This window comes from Actinomycetospora chibensis (genome assembly GCF_028737215.1).
In the GTDB taxonomy this organism is placed as follows: Bacteria; Actinomycetota; Actinomycetes; order Mycobacteriales; family Pseudonocardiaceae; genus Actinomycetospora; species Actinomycetospora chibensis.
On the sequence record NZ_JAQZAM010000014.1, the window covers coordinates 161,271 to 183,748 of the forward strand.

General features: G+C 76.1%; 23 protein-coding genes. 3 read left to right on the top strand and 20 right to left on the bottom strand.

Features of this window, described 5'->3' with window-relative positions; translation table 11 throughout:
- Window positions 1-35 precede the first annotated feature (35 nt).
- The 12 genes from PH189_RS21700 to PH189_RS21755 form a co-directional block, all read right to left on the bottom strand.
- Window positions 36-2,147, bottom strand: a complete 2,112-nt coding sequence (locus PH189_RS21700; protein WP_274190901.1) for a serine/threonine-protein kinase — start codon at window positions 2,145-2,147, stop codon at window positions 36-38.
- 81 nt (window positions 2,148-2,228) lie between these two features.
- Window positions 2,229-2,630: a hypothetical protein gene (locus PH189_RS21705; protein ID WP_274190902.1), complete on the bottom strand. Its 402-nt coding sequence runs from the start codon at window positions 2,628-2,630 to the stop codon at window positions 2,229-2,231.
- A complete protein-coding gene (locus PH189_RS21710) occupies window positions 2,627-3,106 on the bottom strand; it encodes a hypothetical protein (RefSeq protein WP_274190903.1) in 480 nt (159 codons plus the stop codon). Before PH189_RS21710 ends, PH189_RS21705 begins: the two co-directional genes overlap by 4 nt.
- Window positions 3,103-3,546, bottom strand: a complete 444-nt coding sequence (locus PH189_RS21715; RefSeq protein ID WP_274190904.1) for a hypothetical protein — start codon at window positions 3,544-3,546, stop codon at window positions 3,103-3,105. The genes PH189_RS21710 and PH189_RS21715 overlap by 4 nt, the downstream gene beginning before the upstream one ends.
- Complete coding sequence (gene hemB, locus PH189_RS21720) at window positions 3,543-4,517, bottom strand: porphobilinogen synthase (protein ID WP_274190905.1); 975 nt, start codon at window positions 4,515-4,517, stop codon at window positions 3,543-3,545. Before hemB ends, PH189_RS21715 begins: the two co-directional genes overlap by 4 nt.
- A gap of 79 nt (window positions 4,518-4,596) precedes the next feature.
- Complete coding sequence (locus tag PH189_RS21725) at window positions 4,597-6,237, bottom strand: bifunctional uroporphyrinogen-III C-methyltransferase/uroporphyrinogen-III synthase (protein ID WP_274190906.1); 1,641 nt, start codon at window positions 6,235-6,237, stop codon at window positions 4,597-4,599.
- 23 nt (window positions 6,238-6,260) lie between these two features.
- The gene (gene hemC / locus PH189_RS21730; RefSeq protein WP_274190907.1) at window positions 6,261-7,259 is read right to left on the bottom strand and encodes a hydroxymethylbilane synthase; all 999 of its coding nucleotides are present in this window, start codon (window positions 7,257-7,259) and stop codon (window positions 6,261-6,263) included.
- Entirely contained in the window at window positions 7,256-8,653 is a 1,398-nt protein-coding gene (locus PH189_RS21735; RefSeq protein WP_274190908.1) for a glutamyl-tRNA reductase, read from the bottom strand. Before PH189_RS21735 ends, hemC begins: the two co-directional genes overlap by 4 nt.
- Window positions 8,650-9,444 carry a redox-sensing transcriptional repressor Rex gene (locus PH189_RS21740; RefSeq protein WP_378014981.1) on the bottom strand — a complete coding sequence of 265 codons (795 nt, stop codon included), beginning with the start codon at window positions 9,442-9,444 and terminating at the stop codon, window positions 8,650-8,652. The genes PH189_RS21735 and PH189_RS21740 overlap by 4 nt, the downstream gene beginning before the upstream one ends.
- A 318-nt stretch (window positions 9,445-9,762) precedes the next feature.
- Complete coding sequence (locus PH189_RS21745; RefSeq protein ID WP_274190909.1) at window positions 9,763-10,431, bottom strand: hypothetical protein; 669 nt, start codon at window positions 10,429-10,431, stop codon at window positions 9,763-9,765.
- Window positions 10,428-11,015 (bottom strand): hypothetical protein, encoded by a 588-nt coding sequence (locus PH189_RS21750; protein WP_274190910.1) that lies wholly within the window; start codon window positions 11,013-11,015, stop codon window positions 10,428-10,430. Before PH189_RS21750 ends, PH189_RS21745 begins: the two co-directional genes overlap by 4 nt.
- Window positions 11,012-11,275: a glutaredoxin family protein gene (locus PH189_RS21755; RefSeq protein WP_274190911.1), complete on the bottom strand. Its 264-nt coding sequence runs from the start codon at window positions 11,273-11,275 to the stop codon at window positions 11,012-11,014. Before PH189_RS21755 ends, PH189_RS21750 begins: the two co-directional genes overlap by 4 nt.
- 970 nt (window positions 11,276-12,245) lie before the next feature.
- On the opposite strand from PH189_RS21755, the gene PH189_RS21760 reads away from it, so the two are divergent.
- The 3 genes from PH189_RS21760 (at window position 12,246) to PH189_RS21770 (ending at window position 15,480) form a co-directional block, all read left to right on the top strand.
- Window positions 12,246-12,842 (top strand): sigma-70 family RNA polymerase sigma factor, encoded by a 597-nt coding sequence (locus PH189_RS21760; protein WP_378014987.1) that lies wholly within the window; start codon window positions 12,246-12,248, stop codon window positions 12,840-12,842.
- Between the two features lie 124 nt (window positions 12,843-12,966).
- Complete coding sequence (locus PH189_RS21765; RefSeq protein WP_274190912.1) at window positions 12,967-14,283, top strand: DUF5667 domain-containing protein; 1,317 nt, start codon at window positions 12,967-12,969, stop codon at window positions 14,281-14,283.
- Window positions 14,284-14,430: 147 nt separating this feature from the next.
- A complete protein-coding gene (locus tag PH189_RS21770) occupies window positions 14,431-15,480 on the top strand; it encodes an HAD family hydrolase (protein WP_378014980.1) in 1,050 nt (349 codons plus the stop codon).
- Between the two features lie 25 nt (window positions 15,481-15,505).
- On the opposite strand, the gene PH189_RS21775 is transcribed toward PH189_RS21770, so the two are convergent.
- From PH189_RS21775 to PH189_RS21810, 8 genes are all read right to left on the bottom strand, one after another.
- Entirely contained in the window at window positions 15,506-16,570 is a 1,065-nt protein-coding gene (locus PH189_RS21775; RefSeq protein WP_274190913.1) for a lysophospholipid acyltransferase family protein, read from the bottom strand.
- Between the two features lie 50 nt (window positions 16,571-16,620).
- Window positions 16,621-17,673, bottom strand: a complete 1,053-nt coding sequence (locus PH189_RS21780) for an NAD-dependent epimerase/dehydratase family protein (RefSeq protein ID WP_274190914.1) — start codon at window positions 17,671-17,673, stop codon at window positions 16,621-16,623.
- Window positions 17,674-17,733: 60 nt separating this feature from the next.
- Window positions 17,734-17,835, bottom strand: a complete 102-nt coding sequence (locus PH189_RS21785) for a 30S ribosomal protein bS22 (protein ID WP_010241351.1) — start codon at window positions 17,833-17,835, stop codon at window positions 17,734-17,736.
- Window positions 17,836-17,930: 95 nt separating this feature from the next.
- Window positions 17,931-18,164, bottom strand: coding sequence for a helix-turn-helix domain-containing protein (locus PH189_RS21790; protein ID WP_274190915.1), 234 nt, complete (start codon window positions 18,162-18,164; stop codon window positions 17,931-17,933).
- A 225-nt stretch (window positions 18,165-18,389) separates the two neighbouring features.
- Complete coding sequence (gene proC, locus PH189_RS21795; RefSeq protein ID WP_274190916.1) at window positions 18,390-19,238, bottom strand: pyrroline-5-carboxylate reductase; 849 nt, start codon at window positions 19,236-19,238, stop codon at window positions 18,390-18,392.
- A 20-nt stretch (window positions 19,239-19,258) separates the two neighbouring features.
- A complete protein-coding gene (locus tag PH189_RS21800; protein ID WP_274190917.1) occupies window positions 19,259-20,011 on the bottom strand; it encodes a sugar phosphate isomerase/epimerase family protein in 753 nt (250 codons plus the stop codon).
- A gap of 75 nt (window positions 20,012-20,086) precedes the next feature.
- Entirely contained in the window at window positions 20,087-21,472 is a 1,386-nt protein-coding gene (locus tag PH189_RS21805; RefSeq protein WP_274190918.1) for a hypothetical protein, read from the bottom strand.
- A 5-nt stretch (window positions 21,473-21,477) separates the two neighbouring features.
- On the bottom strand, window positions 21,478-22,470 hold the full coding sequence (locus tag PH189_RS21810; protein WP_274190919.1) for a Ppx/GppA phosphatase family protein: 993 nt from the start codon (window positions 22,468-22,470) through the stop codon (window positions 21,478-21,480).
- Between the last annotated feature and the right edge of the window lie 8 nt (window positions 22,471-22,478).

A 22,478-nucleotide genomic window follows, 5' to 3' on the forward strand; every position in this document is an offset into this window, starting at 1 on the left:
TCCCAGCCGCCGGGACCTCGGGCCCGCCAGGCCCGTCAGGCCGGGAGCGACTCCAGCGGCGGGGGCGCGAGCGCGGTGACCGCGCGGCCGACCGCCTCGCACGACGGGCCGGCGACCTCGATCGAGTAGGCGACGGCGTCCCAGCCCACGAAGGTCCGGCAGGGACCGTCGTCCTCGGTCTGCACCAGGGGGCCGAGTCGCCCCCCGCCCGGCGCGTTCCAGGCCGCCGCGCCGCCCGACTGCGCGCCGCGCGCGTTCGCCTCGGTGCTCACGTCGCCCGCGGTGTTCCACCGCGTGTAGCTCACGGTGGTGCCCTCGGGACCGGCGCAGCCGCGCACCTGCTTCGGCGTGACCCCCGACGTCCCCGCGGTGGGCGTGCCCGGGTTGCACCCGGGCCGGATCGCCCCGGGGAAGACCCGCTCGGGCGCCCGCAGGTCCTCGGTGGTGGGCAGGCCGGTCGCGTTCAGGCTCGCGGTGACGTCGGCGCACCGGTCGTTGGTCACGTAGGCCTGCACCATCTGCGAGAGGCCGGTGTACGAGGCCACCGTCGTGCACTGCCCCTGGACGAGGGTCTGGTAGTAGGGGCCCTGGGTGATGCCGTCGATCGTCCAGGTGCGGATGCCGTCGGTCGAGGGCGAGGTCTCGTACGACGCGACGCGCGTCTGGGCGTCCTGCGCGGTCGGCCAGTCGATGTAGGCGATGGCCGCGACCCCGCGCTCGCACTGCAGGACGCTCTGCGGCCGAACGCCCGTCGCCAGCTGGTAGGCGGTGGCGTCGCCCGGCAGGCAGCCCGGGCGCGCGCTGTCGGTGAACGTCTGCGACAGCGGCGCGGCCTCCCCGAGCGCGAGGGTGGCCGGCGCGGTGCCGCCGCGGTCGAGGACGACGAGCGCGGTGACGACGATGGCGGCGATCAGCACGACGGCCACCGCGACCAGGCCGATGACCAGGCCCCGACGGCGGGGCCTGCCCGTGGCGGCGGGCGGACGGGACCGCCCGGGCGGGCCGGCGGGCGTCGTCGGCGACCAGGGGCCCGACGGAGGCGGACCGGAGGCGTGGGGCCCGCTGTCCCAGCGGATGGCCGGGCCGCCGGCGGGCGCGTACGGGCCCTGCCCGTAGGCCGGGTAGGACGGCGGAGCGGCGGGTCCGACCCAGGTCTCGCGGTGGTGCTCGGGGCCGTGCGGGGGGACCCTCGACGGTCCCCCGGGCCGCAGGGGCGGGCCGTCCGGACGGCGGCCGCCCGGCGGGTCCGGGATCGGGGCGGGGGCACGTCCGTCGAGGGCGGCCCGGGCCGCGGCCGCGAGCTCGCCGGCGTCGGCGAAGCGCTCGCCCGGCCTCTTCGCCAGCCCCCGCAGGACGACGGCGTCGAGCGCGGGCGGCAGCCCCGGACGCCGGGTCGAGGGCGGCTGGGGGTCGACGTTGAGGTGCTGGTGGAGCATCGCCGGCATGTCCCCGTCGAACGGGGGCCGCCCGACGAGGATCTCGTAGAGCACGACGGCCAGCGCGTAGACGTCGGCGCGCCGGTCGACCGCCGCGCCCTCGAACTGCTCGGGCGCCATGTAGGCCAGCGTGCCCAGCGTCGTGCCCGCCTCCGTGAGCGCCCGCCCGCCCGTCGTGCCCTGGCCGAGCCGGACGATGCCGAAGTCGACGAGGTGCACGAAGTCCCGTCCGTGCGCCGTGGTCACCAGGACGTTGCCCGGCTTGACGTCGCGGTGGACGAGGTCGTGCGCGTGGGCGTCGTCGAGGGCGTCCGCGAGCTGCTCGACGAGGCCGGCGGCGCGCACCGGGTCGAGCGGGCCCTCCTCGCGCAGCAGCCGGGCGAGGTCGCGGCCCTCGACGAGGCGCATGTCGAGGTAGAGGCGTCCGTCGATGACGCCGAAGTCGTGGATCGGGACCACGTGCGGCGAGGACAGGCGGGCCGCCGTGCGGCACTCGCGCTCGAACCGCTCGCGGATCTCCGGGTCGTCCGCGAGATCCGGGGCCAGGCGTTTGAGGGCGACCTCGCGGTCGCGCCGCGTGTCGTACGCCCGGTGCACCTCGCGCATGCCGCCGCGCCCGAGACGGCTGGTCAGACGGTAGGGACCGAACATCTCGGCCGACCCGTCGGCGGGGCCCGTCGTCCCGGCGCCGGGTCCCGACGAGCCCGTCATGTCGATCTCCCCCCGGGGCGGCGGAGGGTGGTCGCCCGCGGCCCGGACGGGAGAATACGACGCAGATCACCGCGAAGGCGATCACGAACGGCGATCGGATCCCGGCGAGGTCGTGGCGTGGTCGGCGTCCTCCGCCTCGGCCGGGTGAGCGGGAACCTCGTCCGGGTCGGGAGCGTCGGTGGACGTCGGGGTGGACGTCGGGGTGGACGTCGGGGTGGACGTCGGGGTGGACGTCGGTGCCGCCGTGTCGGCGGGTGCCCGGGCGGCCCGGAGCGCGGGCACCGCGGCGAGCGCCGTCAGCACCGCCGCGACCCCGGCGGCCGTGCCCGCGAGCAGGAGGCCGCCGACGAGGTGCAGCTGGCGGATGGGAGTGACGAGCAGGCCGCCGGTGGTCTCGCGGACGTCCACCCCGGCCACGAGCAGCACGACCGCCGCGACGGCGAGCACCACCGTCGTCGCGACGAGCAGGACGGCGCGCCTCACGACGACGCCCGCGCCCGCAGCAGGTCGCCGATCGCCTGCCGGAGCGCGGCGCCGTCGCGGGCCCAGGCCACCGCCCGGGTGCCGTCGCTCAGGCGCAGGACGACGGGCGTCAGCCGGCGGGGCACCACCGGGCCGTCGCCGAGGACCCGCAGGCCGTGGTGGTCCTCGTCGGCGGCCCGCAGCGACGTCACCTGGGACATCGGCAGGCGGGTGCTGCCCTGGACCAGCGTCGACGGGGTGAGCTCCACCCGCAGGAAGCGCCGCCTGCTGCGGACGAGCACGAGCGTGTAGAGGAACACCAGCAGGCCGACGCCGAGCCAGAGCGCGAACGACGGCCCGCCGGGGGCGAGGCTCTCGAGCCCGATCCCGGCCGCCGCGAGCACCGGGCCGAACAGCAGCACCCAGGGCCGCGACCCGGTCTCGGCGTACAGGACCGGTTCGTCGGTCGTGCCGGCGGCCGGGTCCGCGCCGGTCACCGGAACCGGCCGAACCACGCGCGGGCCGCGGGCAGGTGGAGCAGCACCGCCCCGGCGACGAACGCGACGAACCACGCCCCGCCCACCCCGAGGAACGTGACCTGCACCAGGCCGACCGCGGCGAGGACCACGCCGACGGCGGTGAGGACGGTCCGCGCGCGCCGGGAACCGCGCCCGGCCCGGCGGGCCGCGACGATCGTGCCGACGCCCCCCGCGGCCAGCACCACCATGGCGGCGACCACGGCGGCCGGGCCGGTGCCGGGGTCGGCCGTGCCGAACGCGAGGCCCAATCCGAACAGCAGGGCGGTGCCGATCATCAGGACGCCGAGCACGATCCACAGCACGACGGCGGCGGTGACCAGCCCGGGGCGTCCGGGCTCCTCCTCGGGCGGGGTGAGGTCCCGCTCCGCGTCGGACCGCGCGTGGTCGGTCACCGTCACCGGTCCAGCCAGGCGGTGGCCTCGGTGGCCCAGTAGGTCAGGACGATGTCGGCGCCGGCGCGACGGATGCCGGTGAGCGTCTCGACGATCGTGCGCTCGCGATCGAGCCAGCCGCGCTCGACGGCGGCCGAGATCATCGCGTACTCCCCCGAGACCTGGTACGCGGCGACCGGGACGTCGGACGAGTCGGCGACCCGGCGCAGGACGTCGAGGTAGGCCATGGCCGGCTTGACCATCACCATGTCGGCGCCCTCGTCGAGGTCGAGCGCCGCCTCGCGCCCCGCCTCGCGGGCGTTGGCCGGGTCCTGCTGATAGGTGCGGCGGTCGCCCTGGAGCTGCGAGTCGACGGCCTCGCGGAACGGGCCGTAGAACGCGCTGGCGTACTTCGCGGAGTAGGCGAGGATCGCGGTGTCGCGGTGGCCCGCCTCGTCGAGCGCGGACCGGATCACGCCGACCTGGCCGTCCATCATCCCGCTGGGCGCGACGACGTGGGCGCCGGCGTCGGCCTGTGCGACGGCCATCTGCCCGTAGATCGGCAGCGTGGCGTCGTTGTCCACCCGGCCCTCGTCGTCGAGCACACCGCAGTGGCCGTGGTCGGTGAACTCGTCGAGGCAGGTGTCGGCCATGACCGGCAACGCGTCCCCGACCTCGGCCCGCACGTCGCGCAGCGCGACGTTGAGGACGCCCTCGGGGTCGGTGCCCCCGGACCCGACGGCGTCGTGCCGGGCCGGCACGCCGAACAGCATGATCCCGCCGAGACCGGCCGCCGCCGCCTCGGCGGCCGCCTTGCGCAGCGAGTCACGGGTGTGCTGGACGACCCCGGGCATCGACGAGATCGGGCGCGGGGCGTCCAGGCCCTCGGCGACGAACACGGGTAGGACGAGGTGCCGCGGGCGCACGTCGGTCTCGGCGACGAGCCGGCGCAGGCCGGGCGTGGCCCGGAGCCGGCGGGGACGGTCGGTGGGGAACACGGCGGTTTGTCCTCCGGACGTGTGAGTGCTTTCCCGTGCTCCGGCACGGGAAAGCACTCACGAGCGCGTCAGCGCAAAGCTAGCGCTTGCGGGCCTTCGTCTTGCGGGGCGGGGGCAGGGCGCCCTCCGCCCGCAGCTTGTTGGCGTGCGACGCCAGCGCCTCGACCAGGGACGGCACGTCCGCGGTGTCGGGCTTCACGTCGACGCGCAGCCCGAACTCGACCGCGGTCTCCGCGGTCTTCGGGCCGATGCAGGCGACGATCGTGCGGGCGTGCGGCTTGCCGGCGATGCCGACGAGGTTCCGCACCGTCGACGACGAGGTGAAGCACACCGCGTCGAAGCCACCCGTCTTGATCGCCTCGCGGACCGGCGCGGGCGGCGGCGCCGCCCGGACGGTGCGGTACGCGGTGATGTCGTCGATCTCCCAGCCGCGCTGCTGCAGGCCCTCGGCCAGGGTCTCGGTGGCGATGTCGGCCCGCGGGAGCAGGACGCGGTCCACCGGGTCGAGGACGTCGTCGTGCGGCGGGAACACGTCGAGCAGGCCCTCGGAGGACTGCTCGGTCTCGTCGCCCGGCACCAGCTCGGGGTGCACGCCGAACGAGCGCACGACGTCGGCCGTGGCCTCGCCGACGCAGGCGATCCGGACGCCGGAGAACGCGCGGGCGTCGAGCCCGAACTCGCCGAACTTCTCCCACACGGCGCGCACCGCGTTCGCGGAGGTGAACACGACCCACTGGTAGCGCCCGTCGACCAGGCCCTTGACCGCGCGCTCCATCTGCGCCGGGCTCCGCGGGGGCTCCACCGCGATGGTGGGCACCTCCTCGGGCACCGCGCCGTGCACACGCAGACGGTCGCTCATCGCGCCCGCCTGGTCCTTGGTGCGCGGCACGAGCACGCGCCAGCCGTAGAGGGCGCGCGACTCCCACCAGGAGAGGGTGGCGCGGTCGGTGACGGCGTCGCCGAGGGTCACGACGAGCGGGCCCTCGAGCTCCGCGCCGTCGGCGGCGAGCTTGTCGAGGCTCGTCTCGACGGTGCGCTGCCGGGAGCCGGTGCCGCCCGCGGTGACGAGGGCGGGGGTGCCGGGCTTCCAGCCGTTCTCGACGAGGCGGGCCGACGCGCCGGCGAGCTCGGCCGCGGTGGCCTGCAGGACCAGCGGGCCGGGGGCCACGGCGAGGGCGGCGTAGTCGATGGCCTCGCCCGCGGTGATGTCCACCGAGGTGTGGGCCGGGCCCAGGGCGACGCCCGCGTAGGTCGGCACCGCGGTGTCGGCGGGCATGCCCGGCACGACGTCGAACGGCACGCCGGCCGCCGCGACGGCCCGGACCTCGCTGACGATGTCGGGACGCACCAGCGGGTCGCCGACGACCAGGCGCACGACGGAGGCGCCGCTGCGGGCCTCGCCGACGACGGTCTCCGCCAGCGTGGCGGGGTCGGCGGGCGCGGGCCCGCTCGTGGCGGCGGGATCGTCGGCGGCGAAGCCGGGCGCGACCACGGCGTCGGTGGCCGGTCCGCCGGTCGCCGGGTCGTCGGCGAGCCCGACCGGGCGGACCGTCGTCGTCGAGGGCAGCAGGCCGAGGACGTCCGCGGGCACGCCGCGGTCGGCCACGACGAGTGTGGCCGCGGCGAGGGCGTCGCGGGCGCGCACGGTCAGCAGACCCGGGTCTCCGGGTCCACTGCCGACGAAGGCGACCCGGCCGGCGGTCGTCGAGGGTGCTGTCATGTCTTCCGATCCCATCGTGGTGTTCAGGAGGCGGGCGCGGGCCCCGAGGGCCCCGTCGGCTCCGCCCCGTCGGCGAGCAGTTCCTCGGCCAGTGCGCGACCGATCTGCTCGGCGTCCTCGGTCTCTCCGGTCGCGGACCCGCGCACGAGTGCGCCGTCCGCCGTGGTGGCCACCGCACGCAGCGACAGCCGTACGACGACATGGCCGTCGTCGTCGAGGTCCTCGACGACCTCGGCGAGCGCCCCGATCGGGGCGCTGCAGGGTGAACCCAGCGCGCTGAGCACGGCGCGCTCGGCGGCCACGGCCACCGCGACGCCCTCGTCGTGCAGGGTGGTGCGCAGCAGGTGCTCGAGCGCCGCGTCCTCCGAGCGGCACTCGCAGGCCAGAGCACCCTGGGCGGGCGCGGGCAGCACCTGGAGGGGGTCGAGCACCTCGGTGACCTCGCCGACCCGCCCGAGACGGGCCAGTCCGGCGCGGGCGAGCACGACCCCGTCGAGCTCGCCCCGGGTCACCTTGGCGATCCGGGTGTCGACGTTGCCCCGGATCGGCACGAGCTCGAGGCCGAGCCCGAGCGCGCGGATCTGCGCGACCCGCCGCGGCGAGCCGGTGCCGACCACCGCGCCGGGCGGCAGCTCCCCGAGCACCATCCCGTCGCGGGCCACGAGGGCGTCGCGGGGGTCCTCGCGGGCCGGTACGGCGGCCAGCGTGAGGCCCGGCACCGCGGCGGTCGGCAAGTCCTTGTAGGAGTGCACCGCGACGTCGATCTCGTCGGCGAGCAGTGCGTCGCGCAGTGCGGTGACGAACACTCCGACGCCGTCCATCGCGATCGGCGTGCCCGCCGCCTGGCTGCGGTCGCCGTCGGTGGAGATCGTGACGACCTCGACCGTGGCGCCGGCGTCGGTGAGCGCCGAGGCGACGATGTCGGTCTGGGTGCGCGCGAGCAGGCTCGCCCGTGTGCCGATCCGGATCGTGCGCGCGTCGTTGCCCGTCAATGGCGGCGCGTCCGTGGCGTCGGCGGTCATCGCCGCCCCCCGGGAGCCCGGGTGTCGACGGCCAGCGCCTGGTCGACCTCGTCGCCGGGCTCGACGCTGGTGGTCAGGGTGCTCGACTCGGTGGCGGCCAGCACCGCGGGCGTCTGCGGGTCGAGCTCGAACAGCTCGCGCAGCGCCTCGGCGTAGGTGTCGCCGCCCGGGGACTGCGCGAGGCGCTTGACCTGCACCGTCGGGGTGTGGAGCAGCTTGTCGACGACGCGGCGCACGGTCTGCGCGACCTCGGAGCGGGAGCGCTCGTCGAGGTCCGGCGTGCGGCCGTCGAGACGCAGGAGCTCGGCGTCGACGACCTCCGCGGCGCGCCGGCGCAGGGCGGTGACCGTCGGGGTGACCTCGGCCGTGCGCTGCGCGGCGAAGTAGGCGCGCACCTCCTCGGCGACGACCGTGCGTGCCTCCTCCACGGCGATCCCGGCGCTCGCCGAGCGCAGCCGCTCGCCGAGGGCGGCGAGGTCGACGACGGTGACGCCCTCGATCTCGGCGACGCGGGGGTCGACATCGCGGGGCAGGCCCAGGTCGCAGAGGACGAGCGGGGCGGCGCCCGTGTCGCGGCCCGCCAGCCCACGGCGCACGTCGTCCTCGCCGACCACGGTGCCGACGGCGCCGGTGCAGGCCACGACGAGGTCGGCGGCGGCGATCTCGGCGGCCAGCGCGTCGAGCCCGACGGCGCGGGCGGTGGCACCCTCGGCGCGCAGGGCCACCGCGAGGCGCTCGGCGTTGGCCTCCGAGCGGTTGGCCAGCACGAGGTCGTCGACGCCGCCGCGGCGCAGGTGCGCGGCCGTCAGGGCGCCCATGGACCCGGCGCCGACCACGAGCGCGCGACGCCCGGCCAGTCCCCGCAGGGCGGCCTCGGCGTCGGAGAGGGCCTCGGAGACCACCGAGGCGCCCGCCGCGTCGATCCCGGTCTCGGCGTGGGCACGCTTGCCGACCCGCAGCGCCTGCTGGGCCAGCTCGTGCAGCACCCGGCCCGCCGAGCCGAGCTCGCGGGCGTCGGCGTAGGAGGCGCGGAGCTGGCCGAGGATCTGCGCCTCGCCCACGACCATCGAGTCGAGGCCCGCGGCCACCGAGAACAGGTGCTCCACCGCCGAGCCCGCGTAGTGCACGTAGAGGTGGTCGGTGAGGTCGGAGACCTCGGCGTGCGCGTGGCGGGCCAGCACGGTCGAGACCTCGGTGAGGCCGCCGTGGAAGGTCTCGACCACCGCGTAGATCTCCACGCGGTTGCAGGTGGAGACCAGCATCGCCTCGGTGACGTGCTCGCCGGTGAGGAGCTCGTCGAGCACCTTGCGGGTGTCCTCGGGCGACACGGCGACGCGCTCGAGCACCGGCACCTCGGCGGTGCGGTGCGAGACGCCGACCAGGAGCAGGCTCATCGGGAGAACACCTCTCGCGGGGTCGGTCGCGACGGGGCGGCGGGACCGGCCGCGGGCACCGTGCCGTGCCGGCGCGCCACGTGGAACGACAGGACCTGCATCTCCACCGCCAGGTCGACCTTGCGCACCTCGACCCCGGCCGGCACCGAGAGCACCGTGGGCGCGAAGTTGAGGATGCTGCGCACGCCCGCGGACACGAGGTGGTCGCAGACGCGCTGCGCGGCCTCCGCCGGCGTGGCCACCACGCCGATCGTGACCCCGCGCGCGGCACACACGACGTCGATGGCGTCGGCGTGCTGCACCTCGACGCCGTCGATGACGGTGCCGACGAGCGCCGGGTCGACGTCGAAGAGGGCCGCGACCGGGAAGCCGCGCTGGGCGAAGCCGCCGTAGCGGGCGAGCGCGTGCCCGAGGTTGCCGACCCCGACGAGCGCGACGGCGTGCGGGCTGTCCAGCCCGAGCGTCGCCTCGACCTCGGCGGTCAGACGGGAGACGTCGTACCCGACGCCCCGGACACCGGAGGAGCCGATGAGGGAGAGGTCCTTGCGGAGCTTCGCGGAGTTCACCCCGGCCGCCGCGGCGAGCTCCTCACTGGACACGGTGCCGCGGCCGTCGGCGAGCAGGGAGGTGAGGACGCGCAGGTAGACGGCCAGGCGGGCCACCGTCGCCTCGGGCACCGGGCGGGAGGCGGACTCCTCGCCACCGTCGGCGTCCGGTGCGAGGTCCACCCCGGGCGGTCGGCTCGAGGGCACCGCGCGCCGAGCGGGCCGGGTGCCGCGGTCGACCGTCACTTCCGGGCGCCTCCTGTCATGCCTGCATCACCACGCCGTCGCGGGGTTCCCGCACCCGCGGCCGTGCACCACGCGGACGTCCCTGGATCGGATCCAGAGCAACGCTAGCGCTCGTGAACGCACGCACAAAATCGCCGCGGGCCCTCCGGCCGTGGGCTCGACCACCCTCCGCGCCGGCGCGGACCCGCGCCGTGTCGTGTCGACCGGCGGAGGCCTCCAGTCTGCCAGTCGGCGCTCCGCGACGCGTCGTCCACACCGGCCTGGAGCAGCACGGGGCGGTACTCGGCCGTCCCGGTGCGCCGTCCGGCCCCGTTCGGGTCAGACCGTCAGGGCGTCCGGGCCGAGCGCTCCGGCGGTGGGGTCCGTGGGTGCGGTGGGCGGCCGCCCGAGCAGGAAGTCCGCCGTCGCGCCGTGCATCGCGGAGACGGGCGCGACGCCCGCCGCGAGGGCGACCGTCGACGTCCCGGTGGCGCTGCCGGCGATCGCGGTGATGGTGGCGGTGACGGACGCGGTGACGTCCGCGGCGAGTCCCAGCAGGTCGACGGGGGCGACGGCGGCCACGAGGCGGCCGCGCAGCGCGGGCTCGACGGTGAGGGGATAGCCGTCGATCGGGGGCCGCCCGGCGTTCGTCAGCAGCCGGTTCCACGCCTCGGCGTGCGCGGTGTGCTGGGCCGCGGCCCCGGACAGGAAGGCCGTCACCACCCCCGGCACGGAGCCGTACCGACCCTGGCCCGCGCCGGTGCCGGCCTGGCCGAGGAGATCGCCCGCGAGGCCGGAGAGCGCGGCGGCGACGGCCATGAGAGCCGCGTCACCCTCGTACACGGGGGCCGGCGCGGTGGTCGTGGTGCTCGGCGGCGGCGGCGGCGTGCCCGCCGGGGCGGGGGTCCCGGGCGGCGCGGTGTTCGTGCAGGCGGCCAGCGCGGCCGCGCCCGAGAGCGCGCCCAGCCCGAGCAGGAAGCGACGCCGCGTCGTGCCGGGCCCGGTCATCCCAGGGCCCCCTCGATCGCCGGCGACGCCTTCTCCGTGGGGAAGAGGACGTCGGGGAAGCCGACGGTGCCCGCCCCGGGCGGCAGCGCGACCAGGTCCGGGGGCACGGCGACCAGGTCGGCGCGCCCCGTCGAGAGCAGCGCGCCCAGCGTCAGCAGCAGGGCCTTGCGTCGGGCGGCGGCCGTCGCGTGCCCCAGGACCGTGCCCCGCACGTCGGGGGACGAGAGGTCGACGACGTCGGCGACGAGGGTCTGGGCGAGGACGTCCTCGAGGGTCAGCAGGAGACCGACGACGTCCCCCGGCCCGCGCACCGTCGGCAGGGCCTGTTCCACCACCGCGGCGTACTTCGCGTTCGCCGAGGTCTGCACCCGCCCCCCGGCGGTGCGGGTGGCCCGGGCGAGGTCGGTGCGTGCGCGGTCCAGCTCCTGCACCGCGGTGGCCAGGAGGGCGCGGACCGGCGCGAGCGCGGTGCCGCCGCCGGCGTACGGCAGTCGCTGCAGGCGTGTGTAGGTGTCGGAGGTGAGCTCCACCAGCGACGAGGCGGTCTGCAGGGTGGGCACGTCCGCGGCCGTCGGCGCCGTCACGGCACGTCCCCGCCCGTGAGGGCACGGACCAGGTCGTCCGGCTCGATCCGCCACGAACCGATCTCGACGCCGTCGACGAGCGTGACGGGGATGCGGTCGCCGTACTCGGCGCGCCACTCGGAGTCGGTGTCCGCGGCGTCGACGTCGACGACGACGTGCTCCTCGCCGACCCGCGCGCCGATCTCCCGCACCACGCCCTCCATCCGGTCGCAGGTCCGGCAGTCCGCCCGCACGAGCACGACGATCCGGGGGGTCTCCACGTCCGATCCCGCGTCCGGGCCCGAGTCCGAGGAGGCGCCCGACCCGCCGGGTCGACCGCCCGCCGCACCGCCCACCGACACGGTCGCCCGCTCGTCGGACCGTTCGTCCGCCACCGGCTCGTCGCCTCCCTCCGGGGCCCTCGCCTCGCACCGCCCCTGCCTCGCCCGGCGGCAGTCTCCCACGGTGCCGTGACCTCCACGCTAAGCCCCACGACGACGCCGAACGGCCGCTCATCGCACCGTTGCTGCAGGTCGGAGAGGGTCACCCCTGCCGTGGGCGCGCCGGTGTCAGGGGCCGTCGCGCCGCACGTATGCTCCCGCGACGAGGCCTCCTCACCGGGGGAACCGGTCGGGAAACGTCGATCGAGGGAGAGGGCATGTCCGACGCTGCCGGTCGTCACGACCCGGCGCGCGCGCACGCTCTCGGGGCCTCCGGCCTCCCGTCCCCGCCCGGAGCAACGTGAGGCGCGCGGCACCCGATCCCGCCGACGAGCCCGGCGCCGGCCGCCCCCCGGCCCGGGGCGACGCCCGGCGCGGCACCGGCGCGCGCGGCGCCACCGGGACCGACACCCCGCCCGAGCCCGTGATCGACACCCGGACCAACGGCCACGGGAACGGCCACGCCCACGGCCACGCCGGGCACCACGGCCACGGCACCCCGACGGCGTCACCGCCGACGGCACCGTTCTACCCCGCGCAGCGTCGGCGCGAGGACACCTGGCCCCCGCCGGCGGGCGACGGGGCCCCGGCACCCCGGACGGGCTCCGGCCCCCTCCCGGGCCCGCCGCCTACCCCGACCGCGCACCCGCCGACCGTCCACCCACCCACCGGGCACGCACCGACCGGGCCCGCGCCGATCGCCGACCCGGGCGAGCCGACCACCGGCCTCCCGATCGCCGACCCCGGCGTCGCCGTGCCGGCCGTCCCGGCCGACGGGCCGCCCCCGCTCGCCGAGGACGGCTCGGAGAGCGTGGACGCCGACGAGCTCCCCGAGGACCTCCCCGAGGAGGGCGCCTCGGCCGAGGGCTGGGCGCTCGTGCGGGCCGCGCAGGACGGCGACACCGACGCCTTCGGTCAGCTCTTCGACCGCTACCACGACACGGTCTTCCGGTTCGTGCTCTACCGCCTCGGCGACCGGCCCGCCGCCGAGGACCTCACCCAGGAGACCTTCGTCCGCGCCTACCGCCGGATCACCTCGGTGAGCTACCAGGGCCGCGACATCGGTGCGTGGTTCGTCACCATCGCCCGCAACCTGGTCCTCGACCACGTGAAGTCCAGCCGCTACCGGCTCGAGTCCGCGACCGCCGAGGTCGCCGACGTCGCGCCCGGCAGCCTGCGCCCCGGTCCCGAGACCGAGGTGATCGCGGGCGCCACCCACGCCGAGCTGCTGAAATGCGTCGCCAAGCTGGGCGACGACCAGCAGGAGTGCATCGCGCTGCGCTTCCTCCAGGGCCTCTCCGTGGCCGAGACCGCGGACATCATGGGCCGCAACGAGGGGGCCGTGAAGGCGCTGCAGCACCGTGCGGTGCGCCGCCTCGCTCAACTGTTGCCCGAGGGTCTGCGGTGAGTCACAACGATGTGGTTCGAACCGCACACCGCAAAGACGTAACCGGTCGCCCGTCCGGTCGTTTTGCCCATCGACGAGCACGGCGCGCACGCAACGTGACGCGCGGACGATGAGGACGGGCGGAATGTCGAGCGGGTACGACGGGGACGACGAGCTGTTCGCTCGCGTCTGGGCGCAGCGGGACGCGGCGGAGCGTCCGGCGCCCCCCGATCCCCGCCGGGAGCGCCCCCAGGAGCACCTCGACCCCGAGCTCGCCCGCGTCCTCGACGTCGCCGCCGCCCTGCGCACCGCCGGTCGCGCGGCGCAGGGTCCCGACGCGGCCACCTCGGCCCGCATGCGCGCCGCCGTGATGGCCGAGATCGGCGGCGGCACCGCCGACGGCGCGACCCGCGAGCGCACCCGCGTGCTGCGCTCCGAGGACCCCGGTCCGGCCGGTGGTCGGGGGGCCGGCCGGGCCGGTGCCACCACCCGCCGGGAGAGCCGCGAGAGCCGGGGCGGGACGCGTCCCGCGGACCGTCGCCCCGCCGCCCGCGCGACGTCCCGGCGCTCGGGCGCCCGCCTGATGTCGTCCTTCGTCACCGGCGCGTGCGCCGTGATGCTGCTCGGTGCCCTGACAGTGCTCCTCAGTCGCGGCGCCCTGCCCGGCGAGATGCTCTACGGCATCAAGCGCGCGTCGGAGAGCGCCGAGATCGGCCTCACCAGCGGCCAGGAGGCCAAGGGCCTCAAGCACCTCGACTTCGCCTCGACCCGCCTCGAGGAGGTCTCGGACCTCATCGAGCGCCAGGCCGCCACGGCCGCCGGCGCGGGGCCGGTGGCCGCCGGGATCGGCCCGGACGAGGCCGCCCTCGTGCTGGAGAACCTCCGGGCGTTCGACGAGCAGGCCCGCACCGGGTCGCGCCTGATCCTGCCGCTCGCCGCCCAGCCCACCGGCCCGTCGCCTGCCGAGCTGGGCGAGTGGGCCCGCTCCCAGTCGGCCCGCCTCGACACGCTGAGCCCCTCGCTCGACGGCGACGGGCGCACCGCCGCCGCCGGCTCGCAGCAGATGTTGCAGCGCATCGACGAGCGGGCCACCGCGTTCGGCGGGCCCGAGCGCTGCGCGACCGGTGACGCGTCCGACGACCTGGGCCCGCTGCCGACCGGCGCCTGCGACCCCGCCTCCGGGTCGGACGACCCGCAGGCCACCGCGACCCCGACCCCGGAGTCCACGACCACGAGCACGACGTCGAGCACGACGACGTCGAGCACGTCGTCCACGACGACGTCGCGGAGCGAGACGTCCACCCGCGAGGACGATCCGGACGACTCCGGCTCCTCGTCGGGCTCCCGCGAGCAGCGGACCTCCACCCCGGACCCGGTCCAGGTCCCCCTGCCCGTGCCCCTGCTGCCGCAGGTCGACGTGCCGCCGCTGCTGCCGGGTCTGCCCGGCCTCAGCCTGGGCTGACCGGTCGCGCCCGGCGCGACCGGGTGTGCGGCCGGGGTTCCCGTCTAGGGTGGACGGGCACCGCCGAGGACGCTCCCGTCCCGCCCCGGCGGCCCGGTCCCGGGACGGACACGACACGGGCGGCTACGACACGGGGAGGACCCGGCGGTGGGACGACGGCGCGAGCGCCGGGTGCAGGCGGAGCGCGACGCGGCGCGACGCGCCGGGGAGGCCTCCGCCGAGGCCGCGGTGCGGGACGCCGCCCTCGGCACGCCCACCGCCTCGGAGCTCCTCGAGGCGGTGCCGGACGGTGCCGGCCCGGACGCCGCCGGTGGTGTCGACGGCGCCCCGGACGGCGAGCTCTCGGGCGGGGGGCCGGCGGCCGCGGCCGCGTCGGCCGACGCCCCGGACATCCACCAGGTGCCGCCGTCGACGCGCGTCCCGCCCGACCTCACGGCCGCGGCGTTCTTCGACGTCGACAACACCATGATGATGGGCGCGTCGATCTTCCACTTCGCCCGTGGCCTGGCCGCCCGGAACTTCTTCTCCGGCTCCGACATGCGCGGGTTCGTCTGGCAGCAGCTCAAGTTCCGGCTCGGCGGCGAGGGCTCGCCCGAGGACGTCCGCGCCCACCGCGAGCAGGCCCTGTCCTTCGTGGCCGGTCAGCCGGTGGCCGAGCTCGTCGAGCTCGGTGAGGAGATCTACGACGAGCTGATGGCCGACCGCATCTGGGAGGGCACCCGCGCCCTCGCCCAGATGCACCTCGACGCCGGTCAACGGGTCTGGCTCGTCACCGCGACGCCCCTGGAGCTGGCGCGCATCATCGCGCGCCGTCTGGGCCTCACCGGCGCTCTGGGCACGGTCGCCGAGAGCGAGGACGGCGTCTTCACCGGCCGCCTCGTCGGCGAGCTGCTGCACGGCCCGGCCAAGGCGCATGCCGTGCGCGCCCTCGCGGCCCGTGAGGGCCTCGACCTGCGGCGCTGCGCGGCCTACTCCGACTCGGTCAACGACGCCCCCATGCTGTCCGTGGTGGGCACCGCGGTGGCTGTCAACCCGGACTCCGACCTGCGTCAGATGGCCCGGGAGCGCGGCTGGGAGATCCGCGACTTCCGGTCCGGACGCAAGGTCGCCCGCATCGGCGTGCCGTCGGTGCTGGGCGCGGGCGCCGTGGCCGGCGCAGTGGTGGCCGGCGCGGCCTACCGCCGCCGCGTCAGCTGACCCGCCGAGCGACCCGGGGCCAGGCTCAGCCCAGGAACGCGTTCCGGCGACCCGCGAGCAGGCGGTAGAGCGTCTGCTGGATGTTCTCGCGGACCTGGTCGGTCAGGTTGAACACCAGCATCGGGTCGTCGGCCGCGCTCGGGTCGTAGGAGTCCGTGGGGATCGGCTCGCCGAACTCGATGTACCACTTCGACGGCAGCGGCACGAGGCCCAGCGGGCCCAGCAGCGGCCAGGTCGGCGTGATCGGGAAGTAGGGGACGCCGAGCAGGCGCGCGATCGGGCCGAGGTCGGCGATCTTCGGGTAGATCTCCTCGGCCCCGACGATCGAGCACGGGATGATCGGGACGCCGGTGCGCAGCGCGGCCGAGACGAAGCCGCCGCGCCCGAAGCGCTGCAGCTTGTACCGGTCGGCGAAGTCCTTGCCGATGCCCTTGAACCCCTCGGGCCACACGCCGACGAGCTCGCCGGCCGACAGGAGGGCCTCGGCGTCGGCATTGCAGGCGAGCGTGTGCCCGGCCTTGCGGGCCGCGGCGCCGACGCCCGGCAGGCCGAAGACGAGGTCGGCGGCCAGCATGCGCAGGTAGCGCGGCACGGGCAGGTCGTCGTGCGTCGCGACGGTCGTCATGAGCGCGTCGAGGGGCAACGTGCCCGAGTGGTTGGCCACGAGCAGCGCGCCGCCGGAGGTCGGCACGTTCTCGGTGCCGATGGTCTCCACGCGGAACCACGTGTCGTAGAGGGGGCGCAGCAGCGGCATGACCACGTTCTCGGTCAGGTCGCGGTCGAACCCGAAGTCGTCGACCGCGTAGCGGCCCGTCAGCCGGCGCTGCAGGAACTCGCCGACCGCGGCCACCCGCGCCTCGAGCTCCGTCGGTCCCTTCGGGGCCGGCAGCGCGGCCAGCTCGCCGCCGGTGGTGGGCGCGACGGCGTCCATGGCCTCCTCGGAGTGCCCGCCGTCGCCGTCCACCCCGCGTGCGGCCGCCGTGCGCTCGGTGAGGGATCCGATCCCGGGTCGGCTCGCCCGCCGCGGCGCGGGACGGGGTCGAGGACGACCTCCGTCCTGGCGCAACGGGATGACGCGGGCCTCGGGCATGACGTCTCCTCGCGGACGCTCGTGGTCGGACAGGGTGTGGTGGTACGGGGTCACGAGCCGGTGGGCAGGGCACGCGCGACGGCGACCGCCGCGTCCTGGGCCTGCCCGAGCCTCGACGGATCGATCCACGGGCGCAGCCCGCGCCCGGCCACGAAGTCGTCGAACGCCTGCACCGTCGTCCAGCGTGGCGTGAACCCGAACTCCGTGCGCAGCTTCGTGGTGTCCACCACGCGACCGAAGTTCAGCAGGCGCATCTGCTCGGGCGAGAAGTCGACCAGCCGGGCACGCCGGGTGAACCGCCCGACCAGCGGCACCGCGGGCTGCGGGATCGGCAACGGGAACCGGCCCGCGCGGCGGATCGCCTGCGAGAGCATGAGCACGCCGGCGCCCCCGACGTTGAACACCCCGGGCAGGTCCTGCGCCGCGGCGCGCTCGAGCACCGCGACCGCGTCCTCCTCGTGCAGCAGCTGCACGCGGGCGTCGTAACCCAGCACGACCGGGACCACCGGCAGCGAGAAGTACCGGACGAACGACGTGTCGATCCGCGGGCCGATGAGGTTGACGAACCGCAGCGTCGTCACCGGGATGTCCGGCCGGCGTCGCGAGAAGCTGCGGACGTAGCCCTCGATCTCGACCGCGTCCTTCGCGTAGCCCCCCGGCGGGATCGCCTTCGGCTCGGTGGTCTCGGTGAACGTCGCCGGGTCACGCTTGCTCGCGCCGTACACCGCGCTGGTCGACTTCACGACCAGCCGCCGGACCGTGTCGGAACGCTGGCAGGCCGCGAGCAGCTGCATCGTCCCGATGACGTTCATCTCCATCATCATCGAGCGCCCCCCGGACTGACCGGGATTGCCCGACAGGGACGCGTGGACGACGGTGTCGACCTTCGCGGTGGAGATGACCTTGCCGATCAGCGGGTTCCGGATGTCGACGCGCACGAACTCCGCGCGCCCCATCCGTCGCCGCATCTCCCGCGACGGCGGCGTGGTGTCCACGCCGAGGACGCGTTCGATCGACGGGTCGGCCGCCAGACGCGCCGCCAGGTGGCCGCCGAGGAAGCGGCTCACCCCGGTGACGAGGACGACGGACGGCGCCTCGGGCATCAGCTGGGCATCTCCTGGGATCGTGCGGTCGGCGTCGGGCCCCTCGCGGGCCGGACGGACCTACTTGCCGAGCTTGCGACGCTGCACGCGGGTCTTGCGCAGCAGCTTACGGTGCTTCTTCTTCGACATCCGCTTACGACGCTTCTTGATGACCGAACCCAATGGAGTACCTCTCGTGAGCAGGACGCGACCGACGGGTCGCGGACACACCACCGTACCGGCCGCCGCCGTGGCGGCCGGTGGGTGGAGGGTGGGCGTCAGCCGGCGTCGAAGTACGAGCCCCGCAGGTACTCGTGGACCGCGTCCTCCGGCACACGGAAGCTGCGGCCCACGCGGACCGCGGGCAGCTCTCCGTTGTGCACCAGCCGGTACACGGTCATCTTCGACACCCTCATGGCCGCCGCCACCTCGGCGACGGTCAGGAACTGCACCCTCGCCAGGTTGTCGCCGTCGGTCCGTCGCGGGCCGGGGCCCGCGTTGTTCTGGGGCATGGGTCACACGCCTTCCCGTGGCACCGGCCGTGCCGCCGGGCTTCCCCTCCCGGCGGTTCGACACGCCGTGCCGTGCGCGTGAGAGTAGCGGGACGCGTGTGACGTCTGGTTCGTGACCACCCGACCGTGCGGCAGCCGCGCACCGAGGCGCGTCAAGCGTCCACGCCGACGCGCCGGAGAACGATCCCGTCACGACGAACGGGACCCCCGCACCGCCCGGCGCGCTCAGCCGTCCTGACGCCCGAGGGCGACGGAACGGTCGCGAGCAGCGGCGACGGCGCGGGCGAGGGCGGTGCGCAGGCCCTCGGCCTCGAGCGTGCCGAGCGCGGCCGCGGTGGTGCCCCCCGGTGAGGTGACGGCCTCGCGCAACAGTCCCGGATGCGGCGCGACACCCTCGCGGCCGTCGCTGCCCGGGGTCGTCAGCAGGCCCCCGGCGCCCTCGACGGTGGCGGTGACGAGCTCCGTCGCCGTCGCGCGCGGCATGCCGAGGGCCACGCCGGCGTCGATCATCGCCTCGGCGAGCAGGAAGACGTACGCGGGCCCGGAGCCCGACAGCGCCGTCGCGAGGTCCTGCTGGGACTCGGGCACGCGGACCGTGCGGCCCACGGCGGCGAGCAGGCCCTCGGTGAGCGCGAGCTCGACCTCCCCCGCGGCCGCGCCCGGCGAGAGCACGCACATGGCCCGGCCGACGAGCATCGGCGTGTTCGGCATGACCCGCACCACGGCGGTGTCCGCCGGGAGCCGCGCCTCCAGGCTCGCCGTCGGGATGCCCGCGGCCAGGGACACGACCGTGGGGCGGTCGCCGTCCGGGCGGCGCCCGGCGAGGACGTCGTGCACCTGGTCCAGCGCGGCCGGGACGTCGCCGGGCTTCACGGCCACCACCAGCACGTCGGCGCGCCGCGCGGCCTCCGCGGCATCGACCGCACCGATCCCGTACCGCTCGCCGAGCTCCGCGGCGCGCGTCGCCACCGCCTCGACGACCAGCAGCTCACCGGGGGCGCGGCCCGCGGCCACCAGCCCGCCCAGCAGCGCCTCGCCGATCTTCCCGCCACCCAGGACCGCGACCGTCTCCACGGCCCGATCCTCCCGCGACGTCAGACGCGCGAGCGCGGCAGGTCGGTGCCCAGGTGCAGCCGCGCGAACAGCAGCGACTCGGCCAGCATGTCGAGGCGCTCGTTGCGCGAGCGGGCACGCCGGGTGCTGATCTCCACGACGACCGTGCCGTCGAACCCCGAGGAGCCGAGCCGGCGGCACACCTCGGCGCACGGCTGGGAGCCGCGCCCGGGCACCAGGTGCTCGTCGCGCTCGATGCCCGTGCCGTCCGCGAGGTGCAGGTGCACGAGCCGCTCCCCCATGCGGTCGAGGAGGGCGAGCGCCTCGTCCCCGGCGGTCGCGGTGTGCGAGAGGTCGAGCGTGTAGTTGCGCGCGCCGGGCTTCGTCGGGTCGTGCCCGGGCGTGTAGCTCGACCACCGCAGCGGGCCGCGCCGCAGCGGGAACATGTTCTCCATCGCGATGCGCACGCCGTGGGCGCGCTCGAGCTCGTCGATCTGACGGGGCAGCCCCAGCGCGTAGCGGCGCTGCCAGCGGAAGGGCGGGTGCAGCACGACCGTCGGCGCCCCGAGGCTCGCCGCGAGCACGGCGCTGCGACGCAGGCGCTCGGCCGGGTCGGGGGTCCAGACCCGCTGGGTGATCGCGAGGCAGGGGGCGTGCACCGCGAGCACGGGCATGCCCGTGCGCTCGGAGGCCCGGGACACCGCGGCGAGCCGCTGGCTGTCGGGGTCGGTCCAGACCATGAGCTCGACACCGTCGTAGCCGAGCTCGGCGGCGACCTCGAAGGCCGAGTCCATGGGCTCCGGAAACACCGAGGCGGTCGACAGCGCGACCGGCGGGCCCCCGTGGGGGGAGGGGTGGGACGCCACGGATCAGCGGCTCAGCAGCACGATCGCAGCCGGGGACACGGTCACCACGAGTCCCACGACGACGGCGAGCACCGTGGTCTGCAGGTCGTCGGAACGTCGCAGGGCCCGCACGCCGAACACCAGCCCGGTGGTCGCGGCGGCGGCGAGCACGAGCGCGACGACCGGCTGCTCCTGCCAGAGGTAGGAGAAGACCGTCCAGAGCACGGCGCCGAGCAGCGCGCCGAGCACGAGCTGGACGATCATCACCGCCCAGTCCTTGACCGAGCTGGGGCGCTCCTCGGGCTCGTCGTCGTACTCGTCGTACTCGTCGTTCTCGTCGTCCCTGTCGTCGAGACGGGTGCGCTGCGGGGCACGGCCGAGCCCGGCGGGGGCGTCGTCCGGGTCGACATCGGACCGGTCGTCGACGCGGTCCTCGAAGCGGTCGTCGTACTCGTCGTCCAGCTCGTCGTCGTCGAGGTCCGGGCGGGCCATCGGCGACGCCGCGGTCGCCGGCCCGCCCCGGTCCTCGGCGGGGCCGGCGCCGCGCTGCGGGGGCGCGCCCGGGGGCGGGGCGAGGGGCGAGGCCGCCGTCGCGGGGCCACCGTCGCCGACCCGGGCGGCGGGGACCCCGACGGATCCCGCCGGCATCCCTCGCGTGGGCTGGGCCGCCGTGGGTGGCGAGGGCTGGGCGCTCGTCGGCTGGCTCGTCATCGGCGGGCCGGCCGGCGGGCCCGCGAAGGCCTGGGTGCCGGTCGTCGGCGCAGCGGGGCGGGCCGGGGGCGGGCCGGGCGGTGGGCCAGGTTGCGGGCCGGGTGGGGGTCCCGGCGGAGGCCCGGGCGGCCCGGCCGCCCACGGGTCGCGTCGGGGCTGGTGGTGGGCGCCCGGGGCGAGGCCGTGGGTGCGGGGGTCGTGGCCGGGAGCGGGGGCGTCGTATCCGCCGAGGTCATAGCCACCGGAGTCGTAGCGCCCGCCGTCGTACTGGCCGGTGTCGTACTGACCGGTGTCGTACTGCCCGGTCCGGTACTGGCCGGTGTCGTACTGGCCGGTGTCGTACTGGCCGGCGTACTGGTTGCCGTCGTACTGGCCGTCGTACTGGTTGCCGTCGTACTGGTTGCCGCCGTACGGGGCGGCCCCGTACTGGCCCGCGCCGTACTGCTGACCGTCGTACTGCCCGGTCTGGTGCCCGGCGGACCGGTACCCGCCGGTGTCGTAGCCGCCCGGGTCGTAGCCGCCGGTGTCGTAGCCACCGGAGTAGGCCCCGGGCGCCTCAGGCGCGGGACCGGGGGCGCCGTCGCCCTCGGGCTCGCTGGTGCGGCGACGCCGGGGCTGCTGGGACTCCGCGCTGTAGGCGGCCAGGAGCTCGGCCACGCTGCGCTGGGTGCCCGGACGGGGCCCGTCGTCCCTGTTCACGCGACCTACCGTGCCTCGTGGAGGGTCGGTCGTCCAGTCGCGAGAGGCCCGCCGACCGACAGCACCCCACCGCCCGGCTGCACCTGGTCGAGACGCCCCAGGATGATCCCCTCGCGGAGTGCCCAGGGGCACACTTCGACCTCTTCGAGGCCCAGCGCGGTCATGGCCTCGTGCGCCACGATCGCGCCGGCGACGAGCTGGTGCGAGCGGCTGGCGCTGACGCCCTCGAGCTCGGCGAGGTCCGCGGAGCTCATGCGTGAGATGAACGCCACGACCTGGCGCAGACCCGCCGCGGACAGCCGCCGGCGCACCCGGGGCCCAGCGCTGCGCGGGGCTGCGCCGGTGAGACGGGCGAGCGAGCGGAAGGTCTTGGAGGTGACCACGGCGCGGTCCGGCGTGCCCTCGCCGAGCAGCGTGGTGGCGGCCGGGGCGAGCACCTCGTGGGCGTACTCGGTGATCGACTTGAGCTCGCGGCGCTGCGGGGGGTCCGTCGTGAACCAGTCGCGGGTGAGCCGGCCCGCGCCCAGCGGCACGGAGATCGCGTGCACCGGGGCCTCGTCACGCCCGACCGCCATCTCCAGCGAGCCGCCACCGATGTCGAGCACCAGGAGGTGACCCGCGGACCAGCCCAGCCAGCGACGGACGGCGAGGAACGTCAGCGACGCCTCGTCGGGCCCGGAGAGCACGTGCAGGTCGACCCCGGCCTCGGTGCGGACCCGCTCCAGCACGGCGTTCGAGTTCGACGCGTCGCGCACCGCGGACGTGGCGAACGCCAGCAGGTCCTCGCAGCCCAGCTCGATCGCCTGGCGGCGGGCGTCGGCGACGGAGGTGACGAGTGCGTCCGCGCCCTCGTCCTCGAGCCGTCCGTCGCGGACGTGCTCGGCCAGCCGCAGGGCGGTCTTGGTGGAGTGGGTCGGCGTCGGGTGCCCGCCTCGTTGGGCATCGACCACCAGGAGATGGACGGTGTTCGAGCCGACGTCGAGCACACCGAGTCGCACGGCGGCGA